The organism is Litchfieldia sinesaloumensis, from assembly GCF_900156865.1.
In the GTDB taxonomy this organism is placed as follows: Bacteria; Bacillota; Bacilli; order Bacillales; family Bacillaceae_L; genus Ferdinandcohnia; species Ferdinandcohnia sinesaloumensis.
The window spans coordinates 4,075,230-4,093,414 of sequence record NZ_LT732529.1 but is presented as its reverse complement, the minus strand read 5'-3'; the positions used below and the strand labels follow the sequence as shown (position 1 = coordinate 4,093,414).

Sequence of the window (18,185 nt, the reverse complement as noted above, 5' to 3'; positions counted from 1 at the left end):
ATTTACTATTATACCACTTATTTTCACTAGAAAACTGTTGTCACAAAATAGTAAGATTAAGAGGAATGATTAGTGAGAGATATCACTTACCTTTTTGACGATAATGCTATCATTAATAATGAATATGTTGCGAATGGGGGTTTCCATAAAGTGGATGTATTTTATCAGATACTTGTTTTCATACATATTGTTTCAGCCATCCTTGGAATGGGACCTGGCTTTATTTTAACAACAGTCGTGAAGTCTGGAGATACGATGACACAGCTCAGGCATTCATATGCAATCAGGCATAGACTCCATATATTTGTTATGATTGGTGGTATACTTCTGCTTGTGACCGGTCTTTTAATGGGGGCTATTAATCCATATCTTTTTACAAGGGGTTGGTATGTAACAAGCTTGCTTCTATTTCTTGTTGCGTTAGCGATGGGGCCATTTGCCCTGACACCTAAATCAAAGCCGGTAAAAGCGATATTAGAAACACATCAGGGTGATGACATTCCTGAAGAATATTATCCTTTAGCAAAGGCGCTTTTTCGAGTAGAGCATATTGAGAATGCAATCTTTTTGATTGTTATTACATTAATGATTTTAAAGCCTTTTTAATATTTTTAATAAAATCCTCATCCATTCATTGGTGAGGATTTTCTACTTTTGTTATTTTCTTTTTGAACGGGAGTACTGCTCCACGTGTAAATAGGCTTCCTAGTATAGCAATTCCGATAAATAAAGCTGCGAAAATCCAAAAGTTGATACCAAACCCAACAATTTTGTATGCACCTTCATAGTAATTCACATCTGGGCTATTAATATTAGACGACATAATTGCAGCTGTTATGTGTTTTGTCGCATATAAAAAAGCAGAAACTGCAATAAAAAAGCATCCCACAAATGCCTTAAGATTATTCATTCAACCCCTCTTCCCTATTCTTTTTGATAATGGTACCATGATTCCAAATCGTAGGGTACATTACTTTTTTCCTATGTTGATTCATTCTAGAATAAAAAAAGCCGTCTAAAGAATTCTCTTTAAACGGCTAGTACGTACTTATCCTTTAACTAGTTCCTTCTGCAACATGGTTCCGGTTTGAGCGAAGTTTGTATGCCATGAGAGTGCTTTTTCTAGTACGTGTGGTGTTTGGCCTCCTCTAGTTAGGGCCTCTTGGTAGTATTCGCGAAGCTGCTGTTTGTACATCGGATGGGCACAGTTTTCGATAATCAGCTCTACACGCTCTCTTGGCGCAAGGCCACGAAGGTCTGCATACCCCTGCTCTGTCACAATAACATCTACATCATGCTCTGTATGATCGACATGGGATACGAACGGTACGATACTTGAAATGTTACCACCCTTTGCAATGGACTTCGTAACAAAAATCGCAAGCCGCGCGTTTCTCGCGAAGTCACCTGAACCACCGATGCCGTTCATCATCTTGGTGCCTAGCACATGTGTTGAATTTACATTCCCATAGATATCAAGCTCAAGTGCAGTATTAATTGAGATCAATCCAAGACGGCGGATAATTTCAGGGTGATTCGAAATCTCTTGAGGTCTCATTATTAACCGCTCACGATACTGTTCAAAATCCCCGAATACTTTCTTCATTTTTTCGTCTGATAGCGTAATCGAACAGCACGAAGCAAAATTCACTTTTCCAGCATCTATTAAATCAAACACTGCATCCTGTAATACTTCAGAATACACCTCCAAGTTAGTAAACTCGGAATCGAGCATTCCATGCAGTACTGCATTTGCTACAGACCCAATGCCCGACTGTAGTGGAGCAAGCTTTTCTGTTAAACGCCCAGCTTCAATCTCACTACGTAAAAAGGTTAAAAGATGCTGTGCCATAATTTCTGTTTCGTCATCTGGGGGTACAATTGTTGATGGTGAATCCGTTTGATCTGTAAACACGATGCCTTTAATTTTTTCTACATCAACTTTAATGCCTGGTAAACCTATTCGATCATCTGCCTTTGTTAGTGGAATCGGTTTTCTTTCCCCTTGCTTTCCTGGTGCATATAAGTCATGAACTCCCTCAAGTTCAGTAGACTGTGCAAGATTGATTTCGATAATGATTGATTTAGCATGCTGAGCAAATGTTAAAGAGTTCCCAATCGATGTTGTAGGGATAATCAGCCCATCCTCTTTTACTGCAATCGCTTCCAAAATTGCTACATCTATATCCATTACATTGGCACGTATTAATTCTGACGTGTGAGATAAATGCTGGTCCACAAATAAGAAGTCCCCTTGGTTAATACCCTTTCTCATTGTTGGATCAGCTTGAAATGGTAAACGCTTTCCTAAAATGCCAGCTTCAGCAAATAATTTATCAACATCAGAGCCTAAGGAAGCTCCAGTATATACGTTAACTTTTAATGGCTCTTTTTCAGCACGTTTCACAAGTGCAAATGGTACCGCTTTCACATCACCTGCACGAGTAAAGCCACTAAGTCCTAAAGTCATACCATCCTGTATCCACTCTGCTGCTTCTTCCGGTGTGACAACACGTTCGTGAAGACGGGTGTCTCTAATGCGTTCTAATTTATTATCCATATATCCCATCCCTTTCATGATATTGAATATTAAGATAATTTTACCTATATTCGCCATGTAAGTAGGAATTTCTAGAATAAAGAACAAGAAAACTCGATAAAAAAGAAGAACAAACTCCTAAAGTAGAAGATTTGTTCTTTTTCTAGCATATTCATGGTTAAAACCCTAGCAACTTCCGAAAATAACTTGAGTAGTTTTGGCTAACCGGGACTCTTGCTCCGTTTTTCATTTCAAGTAAAAAGGTAGAGTGGGTATCGGGGTGAATTTCCTTTATTTGATTGACGTTCACAATAAAGGACCGGTGACAACGAATAAAAAAATCCTTTGGTAATGTGTATTCAAATTCCTGTAGCGAATATTTATGAGTTCCAGAGAACCCTTCTGTATACACATACGTCTTCTTTTGTTTTGCTTCTAAGAAAATAACATCTGAAAATGGAATTGGAACCCACCCATCTGGTGATTTCACCGTTACGACAGACTTTCCGTCTGTTAACGCAGGATAGATAGCAGTTACACAGCCTTCCAATACGTCATGATCGAAAAAGGGTACTGCCATCCCGTGATAGGGAATTCCAAATACATCCCGATTGATAAATTCAGACGTTTTTTGGCCGGATGTTATAGCTTTATAGGCAATGGTCCCCTCTTTTACCACATCGCCTGGTTTTATTTTTAGGTCAATTCGTTTACTTGGACGATAATAGATATATTCCTTTGTGTTTGATACGGCTATTGAAATCTCATCAGAGAACAATTCCCCAATCACATCTAAGAGTGAGCTAATTGTTATTTCCTTCACGCGTCAACATCCTTTGTGTGAAAATCTAGTATTACTATCTATTCTACATACTTTCATGGCTTATAGCATACATTTTCTTAAAAACGACTTAAGCGTTTAAAATGGCTATTATTTGTGCATGAAGTATAATAGTAATAAACAAATATGAGGAGGAATACATATGTACCATTTACTACAGGAATTCGTGCAGGAATGGCAATACGAAGCTAGTAGCACTCAAAAAATTCTCGATGCTTTAACAGATGAGTCATTATCACAAGAGGTTGCGCCTGGGCACCGTACATTAGGAGAGCTAGCATGGCATGTTGTTACTTCTGTACATCTCATGCTTTCACAAGCTGGTCTTCAATTCGAAGGAGCTAACGGTCAAGAAGTACCTACTAGCGCGAAGGAAATCGCTGATAGCTACCGTGTAACAACTGAAAATGTAGTTAATGCGATTAAGGCACAATGGAACGACGAAACATTAAAAGAAGTCCATGATATTTTTGGCGGTCAAATGCCTACTGCTATATTACTTGGAATGATGAATACTCATCAAATTCATCACCGTGGTCAAATGACGATCCTTATGCGCCAAGCCGGATTGAAGGTTCCTGGTGTATACGGTCCTTCTAAGGAAGAATGGGGCGCATAAACAATTTGATAATTAATTGAGCCACTAGGTTATTCCTAGTGGCTCCTTGATTTCGCTCAAATGACGATAGGAAGACTAAAGTCACATTTAGTTTACATAATAATTTTCAATCAAACGTTTGTTTAGTGTTCTATCTGTTGCGACACAAGGGATTCACGTTTCAATCAAGCGTTTGTTTGAATTTTTGCTTACAAGACATTAGCTTTTTTCAACTCCATGGGTCGACCATTTGTTTAACTTACAAACCTTGGTACACATGGGGTTCAGACTTCAATCAATCGTTTGTTTAAATAGCACTCATCATGCTGCTACCTTCGCTTTCCTCGTAAACATCCATTTTAAAAAGCTTGGTACGACTATGATGATGAACAATAGACGAATGAGCTGTAATGAACTTACCACAGCTGGATCCGCTCCAATAGCTGTTGCGGTTAACACCATCTCTACAATTCCACCAGGTGCCAAACTTAACATGGCAGTTGGTAAATCCAAATCTGTGAAAATGGCAAACAGATAACCGAACCCAAACGAGACAACCACCAGTAACATTGTTAACACTAGATAAACTCCACAATACTTTCCACCAATCTTTAAATCTCGCAAATTGATGTTATTCCCCATTCTCAATCCAACTGTAATTTGCGCGATAATTAAAAACCACGGTGGAATGCTAGGCAAACTCACACCCAACACACCAAGTAGCGCAGTAACAGCAAGTGGTCCAATGACATAAGCAGCTGGTAGCTTATTTTGAAGTAGCCACCCTGCTACAACCGCCAACCCAAACCATAAATACGCATATGCGGGTCCGTTACTCATCTCTTTAGTTACATCAAGGACTCGTTCAGCATCCGCCAAAAATAGATGTGTCACAATAAACGGGACAAGAAATACTACTGTTAACAATCGGACTGTTTGAAAGATTGTAACCATGGCTGAATTTGCACGTAACGAGTGACTCGCTGCTACCATTTCAGATAATCCACCTGGAATTGAGCCGAAAACACTTGTCATTGGGTCTATTTTAATAAACCTAGTTACATAGATACTGTTAATCACACTAACTGTAAGAAGTAAAATAGTCGTGATTAAAAACGGAATGATATAGGGATATACAGTTATAAAGGTATCCCTTGTAAACGATAGCCCAAAGTAGATTCCGAGGGTTGCAAGTCCTCCATTATACGCTCTTGTTGATACAACCAATTTTCGATGGGTGATTGCTTTATACACAATCATAAATGTCATCGGGCCTAGTATCCATGGTATTGGAAAATGTAATAAGTAAAATAACAAGCCACCAATTGCCGAAACTATATACGCCTCTCCAATTCCTTTCATTAGTGAAAACTTCATTTTTTTCGACCTTTCTTTTTAACAACTCTACTTATAAAATGTAGGCAGGAAATTCCCTAGCTTTACAGAATATACTTCTAAAAAGGAGGAATTCCACTTGGAAAACTATCATTTCTCACATACTCTACGTGTCAGGTATTCTGAGATTGACGGGCAAAAAATCGTTTTTAACGCGCATTACCTTACATATCTTGATGTCGGCTTCACAGAATATATGCGTGAAATTCTTGGACAAGATTGGTTTCTAAATCAACATACTTCCCATTTCGAACCAGTCCTTGTTAAGAGTACTGTAGAATACAAAAAACCGGCAGTACTAGATGACTTACTAACTATTTACGTTCGAGTTAAAAAATTGGGAAATTCCAGTCTCACTCTAGAAAGTAGTATAGCACGAGGAGATGAAATTCTGGTTGAAGCTGAAACAATACAAGTAAATTACAATAATGTTACAAACTCTTCAGCTCCCCTACCAAAAGACATAAAGGATAGAATCAAAAAGTTTGAAGGTATATAAAAATAGTAACTCAGGCGCGATGATGTTTCTACTTAAAACTTGCGCCTGCTCCACACTCCCCTACTCATTAGTAATCCACTATTCTCTTCATAGGTCTGTTGTACCTTTCCCTACTTTAGTAGGAGGAATATCTGTAATCTAGCATGGAATTATTACAGATTTATTTCGACACTAATTGTAAGAAACCTCTATTACCCTTCCATACATTACTAGGTTTTAAACATTACAATTTTAACAAAATGTAACAATTTCGCGACAAATGGAGAATTATATAGAAATATATGATAATATTGGAGAATAAAAAGCTAGGATAGAAGACTAGTAGACTAGTAAGAAAGTAGGAATTATCTTGAAAAAGACACTCGTAGCTTTAAGTGCCACTTTAATGATAAGTGCCTTTTCTCCATATGTAATCTCAACTAGCGCTGAGACAATGAATTCTCTAGAAAGTGAACTTTCAGAAACTCAAAATGCGCTAAAAGAATTAAACGCACAAATCGCAAAGGTAGATAAAGCGATTGAAGATAACCATAAGATGATCACTCAAACTGAAGATGAAATTAAAAAGTCTGAAGAACAAGTTAATACACTTCAATCTGAGATTGACCAATTAGAAAAAGAAATTGAAGCTCGAAATGAAATTCTCAAAGAGCGTGCCCGCATGATGCAGGAGTCTGGTGGTACTATCAGCTATATAGATGTTATTTTTGGTGCACAAAACTTTTCAGACTTTATTAACCGTATAAGCGCGGTTACCACTATTATGCAAGCTGACCAAAAAATAATTGATGAACAAGCTAATGCCATTAGTGATGTACAAGAAAAAAGAGATACTATTAAGGCCACACTCACATCTTTACAAAACAAAAAAGAAGAACTAGTAGCTATGCAGGGTCAGATTCAAGAACAAAAAGCACAAAATGATACCCTAAAGGCTGCTCTACAATCAAAGGAGCAAAAAACGTTAGCTGATATTGAGGAGCTTCGTGCAAGTATGCTTGCTGCTACTCCTGCTGTAAGCAACACATCAGCAACTAATTCAGTCTCTACTACTGCTTCTAATTCAACAGTAGCTGCGGCGATTCCAACCTCTACTCCTAAGGTTACCGGTTCAATCAGCACCGTTATTAATGCGGGTTATAAATATATTGGAAACTCAGCATATAAATTCGGTGGTGGACGAAACGCATCCGATATCGCAAACGGATTATTTGACTGTTCTGGTTTCGTACACTGGGCATTCGCTCAGGCTGGTGTAAGTGTTGGTGCTAGTACAGATACATTGAAGAATCAAGGCACAGCTGTTTCAGTTAGTGATATGAAACCTGGCGATTTAGTATTCTTTAACACATATAAAACAGATGGTCACGTAGGAATCTACATTGGCGGAGGCAAATTTATTGGTTCCCAAAGCTCTACAGGTGTTGCCATTGCTAATATGTCTAGTGGTTACTGGAAAAACACATTCAATGGACGTGTAAAGCGTATCATTCATTAAACAATCCTATTACAAGCATCTTCGAAAATGAAGATGCTTTTTTGTTTTGCGTGCATTTGTTCCTAAAAGGGCTCACAGTATATTCCTAATCAACTTTATGAAGTTGAATATTTTGTGGCTCTATCCCTTGAGACTTTCAAATTGCCTTCATTTAATTTATTATAGGAAAGTAAGCTATCATACTGGAGTGACATACATTTTGGATACAAAGAAAGCGTTACCTATCTTATTTGCAGTTATGTTTTTTGTTTATGTCGGGTTTGGGATTATTATACCCGTTATACCTTTTTATGCTGAAGACCTTGGTGCTTCACCTACTGAATTAGGATTTCTCATGGCGGTTTACTCTTTAATGCAATTCCTTTTCGCACCGATGTGGGGTAGAGTTTCAGACCGCATTGGCCGTAAGCCTGTTATTATGATTGGAATATTCGGACTTGCACTTTCCTTCTTTTTAATGGCCTTATCTACAGAGCTATGGATGCTCTTTGCTGCGAGAATTATTGGAGGATTTCTTTCAGCTGCTACAATGCCGACCGTTATGGCCTATGCTGCCGATATTACCACTCCTGAGAATCGTGGAAAAGGGATGGGAGTAATTGGTGCTTCTATCGGTCTAGGATTTACTTTTGGACCGGCGATTGGCGGTATCTTTTCAAAGACCGATCTACAGATGCCTTTTTACGTAGCTGGAATCTCATCTTTTATTACCTTCTTACTCGTCATATTTATCCTAAAAGAGTCTCTTGCAAAAGAGGATAGACATCCTACAGATCGTAAAAGACCCAGCCTTTTAAAGGCACTTAATGGTCCCGAATCTGTTTTGTTTTTCCTATCTTTTTTTGTTACATTATCACTAGCTGGACTTGAAGCTTCATTTGCTTATTTTGCCGCTGAAAAGGCTGGTTTGGGAACAACAGAGCTTGGATATATTTTCATGATAATGGGTCTAGCTGGTGCAATTGTACAAGGTGGACTTGTAGGGAGATTGACAAAACGGCACGGTGAAGGGTTTGTTATTAAAATCGGCATTCTTGTGTCAGCTATAGGTTTCTTCTTAATTTTATTTACGAAGGACTTTCTTACAGCTGCAATTTTCATAACCATTTTTGGAGTAGGAAATGGCGTCATCCGACCTTCTGTTTCAGCGTTATTAACTAAACGAGCCAACACTGGGCATGGCAGTGTAACCGGTCTATTATCTTCCTTTGATTCTTTAGGAAGAATTCTTGGACCTATATTAGGTGGTTTGCTCTTCTCCATTGCAAGTGGATTACCTTATATTTCAGGTATAGTCTTATCGGTAGTTGCGTTTATATTATTTAAAATGTATTCGGCAAAGACAAGCCAAGGGGCTGTCCAAAAAAGTCATTGAATCGACTTTTGAGGACAACCCCTCTTTTTCTATTCAGAGAATTGTAAGCACAGACTCACTACGAATAGTTACCTATATTCTTTCCAATGCTTCTCCGAGAAACTTTGCGAGCTCAAGCATCCCATATTTTTCTGCTATCGCTTCGGCATCGGAATTATAGTTTGTATTTGTGTTAACATCATAGGTGAATATTTCACCTTTTTCATTTTTTATAAATTCGATACCTGCCACATCAATTTTTACAGTCTTCAGAAAGGCTTCATATCGCGCAATTAGTTCTGAATCGATATCTTCTATAATCTCAAATTTAGGTCGCACTTCTACCTCTTCGCCAACCGGACAAAAGAGATCGCCTATTTGACATGCGTCTGCTGGACAAAGTTCGAACCCTTCTGAGGTATCAACTCGGACGGCATACACGAATTTACCTCCAACGAACTCAGCCCTTGTAATAGACGAATCTGGAGATTGAATATACTCCTGAATTAATGTAATCCCATCAACAGGCTCTTCAAATGCTTGACTATTCACATATGCCTTCAACGACTCAACTGTTTGGAACAATTGAACTCCTAGGCCCTTACCTGCCCGGTTATGTTTCGTAATAAAAGGAGCTGTGCCTAGTTTTTCGGCAGCTTCAATAATTTGCTCACGACCAACTGCCCCAATTGTTTTTGGAGTGCGGACTCCGTTTGCTTCAAGTGCTGTGTATTGTCTTATTTTGCTTAGCTCTAGACGTAATGCATTACTTCCATTAAATACTGTACGATTGTGGAATTCGAGCCAATCCAAAATTCCACCTGTCAACTCGGGTGCAAATCGGTGACCTCTTGTATGTGAGGATGCACTCATCCGGTTATAGAATACGCCCTCGGGTGGCTCAGACGTTAAATCGATAATTCCTTTATCAAGATGCCATTCCTCATATGGCAAATTCAATTCATCTAACCGCTTCGTTAAATGAGCCGTCCACTCATCATTTTCATGGATAATATATAGTTTTTTAGACATTCGACGTCCCTCAATTCCCATTAATCATATATGTATTATGATATTTTATAAACGAAGGAAGTGCAAATAAAAAGAACCGTATAAACGGTTCCACAGATTTACCCCTGAAAAGCTGCTGGAGCTTCTTTTTTTCGTATAAGTCCTACCAATAGATACACGAGTGGGGTTGTAAGTATAGCAGCAAAAAATTTAAAAATGTATTGGGTGAATATTAAACCAATTAGTGCACTAACTGGCATTGTTCCAACAAATGCGATTGTAATGAAAATACTCGTATCGACTAATTGACTAAGCATGGTTGAAGCATTGTTACGTAGCCATAGTTTTTTTGCACCATGCTTTTTCTTCAGCTTATTAAACACAAACACATCAAGGTTCTGACTGATTGCATATGAAATCAGGCTTGCTAGAATGACGCGGAAGCTTCCACCTAGGATAGTTTCAAATGAATCCTGTGCGCCAAATACAGGTGCAGCCGGTAATTGAATTGTAATTGTAATAAAAATCAGGGCAAGCACTTGAGTAAACAGACCGGCTTTAACCGTGCGTCTTGCCTCATCTCTCCCGTATACTTCCACAATGACATCGATAATGGGATAGGTGAAAATATATACAATTACAGCGGCCGGAAGCATCGCAAAAGTCCCCACACTAAAAAGCTTCACTGCCACGATATTCGCTAAAATTAATAACCCTACAAACATTCCATTCAAATATAATATCATAATGATCCCTTTCCTTATCGGTTATCTACTTTTTCTGGATAAAGGTCGTGGTTCATTAAACGAAATTGTGCCATTTCCTCATATTTCGTACCAGGCTTTCCATAGTTACACCATGGATCAATCGAAATTCCTCCACGTGGTGTGAATTTCCCCCATACCTCGATATAACGAGGATCTAATAGTTTAATAAGATCATTCATAATAATATTTACGCAATCCTCATGAAAATCGCCATGGTTGCGGAAACTAAATAAATACAACTTTAGGGACTTACTTTCTACAATTTTCTTATCCGGAATGTAAGAGATATACATTGTTGCAAAGTCCGGCTGATGCGTAATTGGGCACAGACTTGTAAACTCTGGACAGTTAAATTTCACAAAATAATCACGGTCCTTATGTAAATTATCAACCGACTCCAGANAGAATTGTAAGCACAGACTCACTACGAATAGTTACCTATATTCTTTCCAATGCTTCTCCGAGAAACTTTGCGAGCTCAAGCATCCCATATTTTTCTGCTATCGCTTCGGCATCGGAATTATAGTTTGTATTTGTGTTAACATCATAGGTGAATATTTCACCTTTTTCATTTTTTATAAATTCGATACCTGCCACATCAATTTTTACAGTCTTCAGAAAGGCTTCATATCGCGCAATTAGTTCTGAATCGATATCTTCTATAATCTCAAATTTAGGTCGCACTTCTACCTCTTCGCCAACCGGACAAAAGAGATCGCCTATTTGACATGCGTCTGCTGGACAAAGTTCGAACCCTTCTGAGGTATCAACTCGGACGGCATACACGAATTTACCTCCAACGAACTCAGCCCTTGTAATAGACGAATCTGGAGATTGAATATACTCCTGAATTAATGTAATCCCATCAACAGGCTCTTCAAATGCTTGACTATTCACATATGCCTTCAACGACTCAACTGTTTGGAACAATTGAACTCCTAGGCCCTTACCTGCCCGGTTATGTTTCGTAATAAAAGGAGCTGTGCCTAGTTTTTCGGCAGCTTCAATAATTTGCTCACGACCAACTGCCCCAATTGTTTTTGGAGTGCGGACTCCGTTTGCTTCAAGTGCTGTGTATTGTCTTATTTTGCTTAGCTCTAGACGTAATGCATTACTTCCATTAAATACTGTACGATTGTGGAATTCGAGCCAATCCAAAATTCCACCTGTCAACTCGGGTGCAAATCGGTGACCTCTTGTATGTGAGGATGCACTCATCCGGTTATAGAATACGCCCTCGGGTGGCTCAGACGTTAAATCGATAATTCCTTTATCAAGATGCCATTCCTCATATGGCAAATTCAATTCATCTAACCGCTTCGTTAAATGAGCCGTCCACTCATCATTTTCATGGATAATATATAGTTTTTTAGACATTCGACGTCCCTCAATTCCCATTAATCATATATGTATTATGATATTTTATAAACGAAGGAAGTGCAAATAAAAAGAACCGTATAAACGGTTCCACAGATTTACCCCTGAAAAGCTGCTGGAGCTTCTTTTTTTCGTATAAGTCCTACCAATAGATACACGAGTGGGGTTGTAAGTATAGCAGCAAAAAATTTAAAAATGTATTGGGTGAATATTAAACCAATTAGTGCACTAACTGGCATTGTTCCAACAAATGCGATTGTAATGAAAATACTCGTATCGACTAATTGACTAAGCATGGTTGAAGCATTGTTACGTAGCCATAGTTTTTTTGCACCATGCTTTTTCTTCAGCTTATTAAACACAAACACATCAAGGTTCTGACTGATTGCATATGAAATCAGGCTTGCTAGAATGACGCGGAAGCTTCCACCTAGGATAGTTTCAAATGAATCCTGTGCGCCAAATACAGGTGCAGCCGGTAATTGAATTGTAATTGTAATAAAAATCAGGGCAAGCACTTGAGTAAACAGACCGGCTTTAACCGTGCGTCTTGCCTCATCTCTCCCGTATACTTCCACAATGACATCGATAATGGGATAGGTGAAAATATATACAATTACAGCGGCCGGAAGCATCGCAAAAGTCCCCACACTAAAAAGCTTCACTGCCACGATATTCGCTAAAATTAATAACCCTACAAACATTCCATTCAAATATAATATCATAATGATCCCTTTCCTTATCGGTTATCTACTTTTTCTGGATAAAGGTCGTGGTTCATTAAACGAAATTGTGCCATTTCCTCATATTTCGTACCAGGCTTTCCATAGTTACACCATGGATCAATCGAAATTCCTCCACGTGGTGTGAATTTCCCCCATACCTCGATATAACGAGGATCTAATAGTTTAATAAGATCATTCATAATAATATTTACGCAATCCTCATGAAAATCGCCATGGTTGCGGAAACTAAATAAATACAACTTTAGGGACTTACTTTCTACAATTTTCTTATCCGGAATGTAAGAGATATACATTGTTGCAAAGTCCGGCTGATGCGTAATTGGGCACAGACTTGTAAACTCTGGACAGTTAAATTTCACAAAATAATCACGGTCCTTATGTAAATTATCAACCGACTCCAGAACTTCTGGTGCATATTCCATGCTATACTTCGTGTTTTGATTCCCAAGTAATGTTAGATCTTTCAATCCTTCTTCATGACTTCTTCCTGACATGAAAAAACCTCCCTGTAAAATGTTGTCCCAACATCTTAAAGAGAGATTCATCTTCTACCAATCTACTGCAAAAACTAGGATGGATAAAAATACAAAAAAAGCCACGTCCGATATGGACATGGCATAATGTCATGTATCCATAGTTTTTTATAGAGGGTTTTCAGCTATGAACCTCTCCCGATGAAATTCGGGTATCCAAACCATATCTTATAAGAATCTCCCCAAAACGTCAAGTGTGGGGAGGTTTACTGTGCTATAAAAACGAGGGACAAGGATCTACGTCGCTTTCCTTGCCGCCTGTTGAATAGGATCCCAAACACTGTTGTATGGGGGTGCATACGCTAAATCTAGATCTAGTAGGTCTTCAATCGTCATTGAGTGGAACAAGGCTGTTGCTAGTACGTCTATTCGTTTATCGACACCACTTTCTCCAATTATTTGGCCCCCTAGAAGTTTATGGTTCTCTTTATGATAGACTAATTTTACAGTCATCTTCTTAGCATCTGGATAATAACCCGCAATGTTTCTTGCCTGGATAGTGACCGATGAAACAGGCATATTTAACCCTTCCGCCTCTTTCTCTGAAAGGCCCGTTCGCCCTAGTGTTAAATCAAAAAATTTGATAATGGACGTCCCAACTACACCTTTAAATGTTTTATGTAGATTTACCATATTAAGACCTGCAATCTGCCCTTGCTTATTCGCATGGGTACCAAGAGGAATATAATCATCACGTTCTTTAATTCGGTGATACTGGGTCGCACAATCCCCTGCAGCAAAAATGTCTTCAACATTTGTTTGCATATAGGAATTCACCTGAATGGCTCCCTTCACACCAGTCACAATTCCCGCGTCCTTACTAAAAGCCGTATTAGGTTTAACCCCAACAGCTACTAAGACTAAATCTGTCTTTATCTCCGCTTTATCCGTTCTGACGTACTCTACTTGCCCATCTCCTATAAAGCCTTCTACAGATTCTCCAAGTTTTAAAGTTATCTTATGCCTTTTTGCTTCATCATGAATAAGGTCAGATAATTCCTTATCAAAAATCTTTACAAGCTGGTTGTTCCTTTCGATAATCGTGACACTTTTCCCAATTTCAACAAAACTTTCAGCCATTTCAATACCGATATAACCGCCACCAATTATCGTGACCTCTTGAACATCACGAAATCCTTTATATAAATAATCTAATATCTCTTCTGTATCCGGGATTGTTTTTAATGTAAAGATACCTTGCAATGAACTTCCTTCCCATTTTGGTATAACCGGACTGGCACCAGTTGCAATAAGCAATCTATCAAAGGACAGCTCAAATGATTCTCCAGTAGAATGGTCAATTCCCATCACTAGCTTTTGTTCTGAATCAATACTCTTCACCTCATGAAAAACCCTGGCATCAATGTTATATTTTTCTTTGAATTCCTGTTGGGTTCTGGCAATCACCTTATCTGTTGAATTTATTTTCCCTCCGATTACATAAGGTAACCCGCATTGCCCATATGAGTATATACCCCCTTTTTCAAGTACGGTAATTGAATGCCCAGAACTATTCCGAACAATTTGCATAGCGGCGCTCATTCCAGCTGCATCTCCACCAATAATTATGAACTTCATACTTATCCCTCCATGTCATTATTTTCCTTACTTTCGGTACTTTTAAACATTTTTTAATCCGATTACTTCTGGACGAATAAGCCCACCCCACATTTTCACCTTTATTATGTTACAATTAAAAATAGTAACGCTTACAACAAGGGGGAAGAGAATTGAATAAAACTAAGCAAATTGTACAGAATTCTTTAGATGCATTAATGAAAGATGATACGTTTATTCCTGAATTGACTGGGGAAACCCGAGCGCAAGCTTTTACCTCGTTAGCCTCCATATTATCAACTCCGAATCATGTACATAAGTCCTTTTTACGAATTCCATTAGAAAATGGCCAGGTAGTCCGGATACCAGCCTACCGCGTTCAGCATAATAATGCATTAGGTCCTTATAAAGGCGGGATTCGTTTTCATGAAACAGTTAATGAAGATGAAGTGATTAACCTTGCCTCTCTAATGACATTAAAAAATGCGCTGCATGATGTTCCGTTTGGTGGAGGAAAAGGAGGACTGGTTATCAATCCGAGAACACTCTCTGAAAAAGAACTCCATTTGATTTGTAAAAAATATGTTCGTTATTTTAGTGATAGTCTTGGTCCAGATAAAGATATTCCAGCACCGGATGTAGGCTCAGGCGAGCGTGAGATGGATTGGATGATGGCCGAATACAAAAGCATTCGTCCCGGTACTCCTTACAGAGGTAGTTTTACAGGTAAAAGTGTAGTCAACGGTGGCTCACTTGGACGACGCGAGGCAACAGGGAAAGGGGTTTATTTCACCTTCCGTTATCTGTTCCACGATTTTCTTCAAAATCAAAAAAGCCTTCTTACAAAAACGGATAATTCCTATGCGAAGACAGTTGCAGAATTTGAAAACAAGCCAATGAAACTTGCTATCCAAGGCTTTGGAAATGTTGGTTCTATAGCAGCCTTAGAAGCTTATCAATGTACGTTTCTACAAAATAAGGTTGTGGCGGTAAGTGATCGGAATGTCACATTATACAACGAGGACGGATTAAACATTCCTTCACTTGTAAAATACACAAAGGACAACAAGGGTGACCTACCTGTTTCTGCTGAAGAATTGGCTGTTGCTGGTGTAAAGGCGGATGTCTTAAATCGGGAAGACATTCTTTATCTTAATGTAGACAGTTTAATTCTTGCTGCTTTGGAGGATCAAATACGTACAGACAATATGGAGAAAATTAAGGCGCCGATTATTGTTGAAGGTGCCAACGCACCTGTTACAAAGGATGCAGATGAATACTTAAGTCAAAAAGGTGTTATTATCATACCTGATATCCTTGCGAATGCTGGTGGCGTTATTGTTTCTTATTTGGAGTGGCTACAAGGACGGGAAACTCAATTTTACAGCGAAGAAGAGGTATTTAGTCAACTATTCAAGAAAATGAAGGGAACATTAGATAGTATCTTACCAGTTTTCTTCGGAGATTCATTTACATTAAGACAAAATTGCTATATCCAGTCAGTTACGAGACTATCAACGGTTCTATATCGTCAGGGAAAATTATATTAAGAAAGCGCATGGCGCCTAGAGCTAGACATTGAAAACTAAATGAAGAATTATATACTTTCTTATCTTTTTTAATAAAGCGGCAGCCGAAGCTGCCGCTTTTTCAGTGGGACAGAGGGACAGGTACGTTGTCCCTCTTGTATCTGTTTTAAAACGCACCTGAACCTCCGCCACCGCCACCGGTTCCTCCACCTGAACTTCCTCCACTACTGCTACTTCCAGTTCCAATCGATTCATTCGCTGTTTCGAATTGAGCAGAAGCGTTTGGTCCTACATATCCAAAAGAATAGATTGAATGTGGATAAAATCCTGAAGTAGGGTTGTAATATGGTGTGGCAAAAGCTGAGATTAACTTTTCATTCTGTTTCTTCATTTCTTTATCACCTGAACCTAGCCCATAAATATAGGCTCTCATCTGGTCATCTTCAGGCCACTTATGCCATTCATCAGGTAACAAAGTTTTATAGTTTTGTTTAAACATTAGCCATTCATGGTAAATCCGCAAGCCTTCAACATTTTTGGGGCGGTAGGCAATTAAATACACAAGAATAGTCCCAAATAATAAGAGGGTTATGACAAACCACATAAATAACTCATATATTGGAAACAAAAATAGAAACGGCACTAACACAATGCTTGATAAACCGAGGAACAATTTAAATTTTGACTTATCCTTATAAAATTGACGCCCTTTTACCTCGTTACGAACCGCCTCTACCCATTTCATTTGGAAGCTCGAATACTTGTCTGAGTTATTTGTATTTCCTGAATAGGCTTCTAAATCCTTAAAACTAAACTCCCCATTCCGACCTATCTTTTCAAATAACCATTCAATTAATATACTCTCATGTGGTAAAGCACCTGATTGGTTCACAAATTCAAACTTTTCCTCTGAAACTTGCCTTACCATCTTTTTCCTTACTAAATCTAACAAAGCGGCAGCCATTGAATCTCCCTGTGGTAAATAACCTGATTTTGTAAAAAAGATCGTTGCTGGTAAACTAAGATCTTCCTTAGGCAGTCCGCCTGGATTCACCAGTTCGCGTTTTACTAACGCTGCCTTTTCCTTACCTTCCATTAGATTTCGAATCATAATTATAAAGAAGATTAAAGCAAAAATTGGTACTAATACCATCGCGATTTTAGAGAGAACTTCTTTTGTCTCCGATCGCTCCTTTGCATTTGCAAGTAGTTCATTTTTGGCACTTAAAATTTCACTTTTCATTGGCTTATCGGAGGTTACGTACGATGCCCCCGAAAACAAATCAACGTCATAAGCAATACGAATGTCTCCATTGGTTTCACTAGGAACCTCTCCATAATGATAGACAACAGAGCCATCAGACTTTACAGTTTCCTTTTGAAATGCCTCATCATATCCAAATGCGACCACATCACTGGTAGTTTTGGGTGGATGAACTGTAATCACGAGATTTTCGTAAGTCGATTCATTCCGATTATCAAAAAATGGCCAATAAAATTGGGCTACATCTTGGTAGATCTCTAGACCTTTTTCAATTGTATAAGTGAGTGTGACTGTAATTGTCTCATCCTCCCCCTTACGATGAATTTTATAAAGGTCATCTTCCCTTTCGACTCGTAGCTCTGTACCATTTTCGGCTGCACTAAATTTTTTTATTGCACTATCCTGCTTTGGTATAACAGTCCGAGTGATACCATTGAACTCTCCGTCAAATTCATAGGTATGTACTTCAGTAACACTTACATGACCATCATTGTTTAAATAGGCGTCTATTTTTACATCATTAATCCAATAGTCTACCGCAAAACTCTGCACTGGAAATAAAACAAGTAGCGCTAGAAAAAAAATAAAGCCACCAATCTTCGTTCGCATGTCCGACTCCTCCTTCATACGTATATATACGAATCTACCCCCATTCAGGTTTCAATCGTTTTAACATG

The 18,185-nt window shown here is 38.5% G+C and carries 17 protein-coding genes, 1 pseudogene and 1 riboswitch; of the genes and pseudogenes, 6 read left to right on the top strand and 12 right to left on the bottom strand.

Annotated elements, in window-relative coordinates:
* Window positions 1-150 precede the first annotated feature (150 nt).
* Window positions 151-606, top strand: a complete 456-nt coding sequence (locus CZ490_RS20085) for a DUF2269 family protein (RefSeq protein WP_077621123.1) — start codon at window positions 151-153, stop codon at window positions 604-606.
* A gap of 25 nt (window positions 607-631) precedes the next feature.
* Here CZ490_RS20085 and CZ490_RS20080 read toward each other — a convergent pair whose 3' ends face one another.
* The 3 genes from CZ490_RS20080 to CZ490_RS20070 form a co-directional block, all read right to left on the bottom strand.
* Window positions 632-910 (bottom strand): hypothetical protein, encoded by a 279-nt coding sequence (locus CZ490_RS20080; RefSeq protein WP_077620514.1) that lies wholly within the window; start codon window positions 908-910, stop codon window positions 632-634.
* 138 nt (window positions 911-1,048) lie between these two features.
* The gene (locus tag CZ490_RS20075; protein ID WP_077621122.1) at window positions 1,049-2,560 is read right to left on the bottom strand and encodes an acetyl-CoA hydrolase/transferase family protein; all 1,512 of its coding nucleotides are present in this window, start codon (window positions 2,558-2,560) and stop codon (window positions 1,049-1,051) included.
* A 157-nt stretch (window positions 2,561-2,717) separates the two neighbouring features.
* Entirely contained in the window at window positions 2,718-3,362 is a 645-nt protein-coding gene (locus tag CZ490_RS20070) for a LytTR family DNA-binding domain-containing protein (protein WP_077620513.1), read from the bottom strand.
* Window positions 3,363-3,522: 160 nt separating this feature from the next.
* On the opposite strand from CZ490_RS20070, the gene CZ490_RS20065 reads away from it, so the two are divergent.
* Window positions 3,523-3,999, top strand: a complete 477-nt coding sequence (locus CZ490_RS20065) for a DinB family protein (protein ID WP_077620512.1) — start codon at window positions 3,523-3,525, stop codon at window positions 3,997-3,999.
* A 300-nt stretch (window positions 4,000-4,299) separates the two neighbouring features.
* Here CZ490_RS20065 and CZ490_RS20060 read toward each other — a convergent pair whose 3' ends face one another.
* The gene (locus CZ490_RS20060; protein ID WP_077621121.1) at window positions 4,300-5,340 is read right to left on the bottom strand and encodes an AbrB family transcriptional regulator; all 1,041 of its coding nucleotides are present in this window, start codon (window positions 5,338-5,340) and stop codon (window positions 4,300-4,302) included.
* 112 nt (window positions 5,341-5,452) lie between these two features.
* On the opposite strand from CZ490_RS20060, the gene CZ490_RS20055 reads away from it, so the two are divergent.
* From CZ490_RS20055 to CZ490_RS20045, 3 genes are all read left to right on the top strand, one after another.
* On the top strand, window positions 5,453-5,872 hold the full coding sequence (locus CZ490_RS20055) for an acyl-CoA thioesterase (RefSeq protein ID WP_077620511.1): 420 nt from the start codon (window positions 5,453-5,455) through the stop codon (window positions 5,870-5,872).
* 349 nt (window positions 5,873-6,221) lie between these two features.
* Window positions 6,222-7,370, top strand: a complete 1,149-nt coding sequence (locus CZ490_RS20050) for a coiled-coil domain-containing protein (RefSeq protein WP_077620510.1) — start codon at window positions 6,222-6,224, stop codon at window positions 7,368-7,370.
* A 199-nt stretch (window positions 7,371-7,569) separates the two neighbouring features.
* On the top strand, window positions 7,570-8,745 hold the full coding sequence (locus CZ490_RS20045) for an MFS transporter (protein WP_077620509.1): 1,176 nt from the start codon (window positions 7,570-7,572) through the stop codon (window positions 8,743-8,745).
* A gap of 72 nt (window positions 8,746-8,817) precedes the next feature.
* Here CZ490_RS20045 and CZ490_RS20040 read toward each other — a convergent pair whose 3' ends face one another.
* The 7 genes and pseudogenes from CZ490_RS20040 to CZ490_RS20010 all read right to left on the bottom strand — a co-directional run bounded on the left by CZ490_RS20040 (window position 8,818) and on the right by CZ490_RS20010 (window position 14,736).
* Complete coding sequence (locus CZ490_RS20040; RefSeq protein ID WP_077620508.1) at window positions 8,818-9,756, bottom strand: ATP-grasp domain-containing protein; 939 nt, start codon at window positions 9,754-9,756, stop codon at window positions 8,818-8,820.
* A gap of 98 nt (window positions 9,757-9,854) precedes the next feature.
* A complete protein-coding gene (locus tag CZ490_RS20035; protein WP_077620507.1) occupies window positions 9,855-10,481 on the bottom strand; it encodes a queuosine precursor transporter in 627 nt (208 codons plus the stop codon).
* A 14-nt stretch (window positions 10,482-10,495) separates the two neighbouring features.
* Window positions 10,496-10,903 (bottom strand): annotated as a pseudogene (gene queF, locus CZ490_RS20030) (preQ(1) synthase); the annotation flags it as partial.
* A 37-nt stretch (window positions 10,904-10,940) separates the two neighbouring features.
* A complete protein-coding gene (locus tag CZ490_RS20025) occupies window positions 10,941-11,879 on the bottom strand; it encodes an ATP-grasp domain-containing protein (protein ID WP_077620508.1) in 939 nt (312 codons plus the stop codon).
* Between the two features lie 98 nt (window positions 11,880-11,977).
* Complete coding sequence (locus tag CZ490_RS20020; protein WP_077620507.1) at window positions 11,978-12,604, bottom strand: queuosine precursor transporter; 627 nt, start codon at window positions 12,602-12,604, stop codon at window positions 11,978-11,980.
* A gap of 14 nt (window positions 12,605-12,618) precedes the next feature.
* Window positions 12,619-13,119, bottom strand: coding sequence for a preQ(1) synthase (gene queF / locus CZ490_RS20015; RefSeq protein ID WP_077620506.1), 501 nt, complete (start codon window positions 13,117-13,119; stop codon window positions 12,619-12,621).
* A 133-nt stretch (window positions 13,120-13,252) separates the two neighbouring features.
* Window positions 13,253-13,300: riboswitch (PreQ1 riboswitch) on the bottom strand.
* 95 nt (window positions 13,301-13,395) lie between these two features.
* The gene (locus tag CZ490_RS20010; RefSeq protein WP_077620505.1) at window positions 13,396-14,736 is read right to left on the bottom strand and encodes an FAD-dependent oxidoreductase; all 1,341 of its coding nucleotides are present in this window, start codon (window positions 14,734-14,736) and stop codon (window positions 13,396-13,398) included.
* 152 nt (window positions 14,737-14,888) lie between these two features.
* Here CZ490_RS20010 and CZ490_RS20005 point away from each other — a divergent pair, with 152 nt between their 5' ends.
* Window positions 14,889-16,265 carry a Glu/Leu/Phe/Val family dehydrogenase gene (locus tag CZ490_RS20005; protein ID WP_077620504.1) on the top strand — a complete coding sequence of 459 codons (1,377 nt, stop codon included), beginning with the start codon at window positions 14,889-14,891 and terminating at the stop codon, window positions 16,263-16,265.
* A gap of 145 nt (window positions 16,266-16,410) precedes the next feature.
* On the opposite strand, the gene CZ490_RS20000 is transcribed toward CZ490_RS20005, so the two are convergent.
* A complete protein-coding gene (locus tag CZ490_RS20000; RefSeq protein ID WP_159439993.1) occupies window positions 16,411-18,117 on the bottom strand; it encodes a DUF2207 domain-containing protein in 1,707 nt (568 codons plus the stop codon).
* Between the last annotated feature and the right edge of the window lie 68 nt (window positions 18,118-18,185).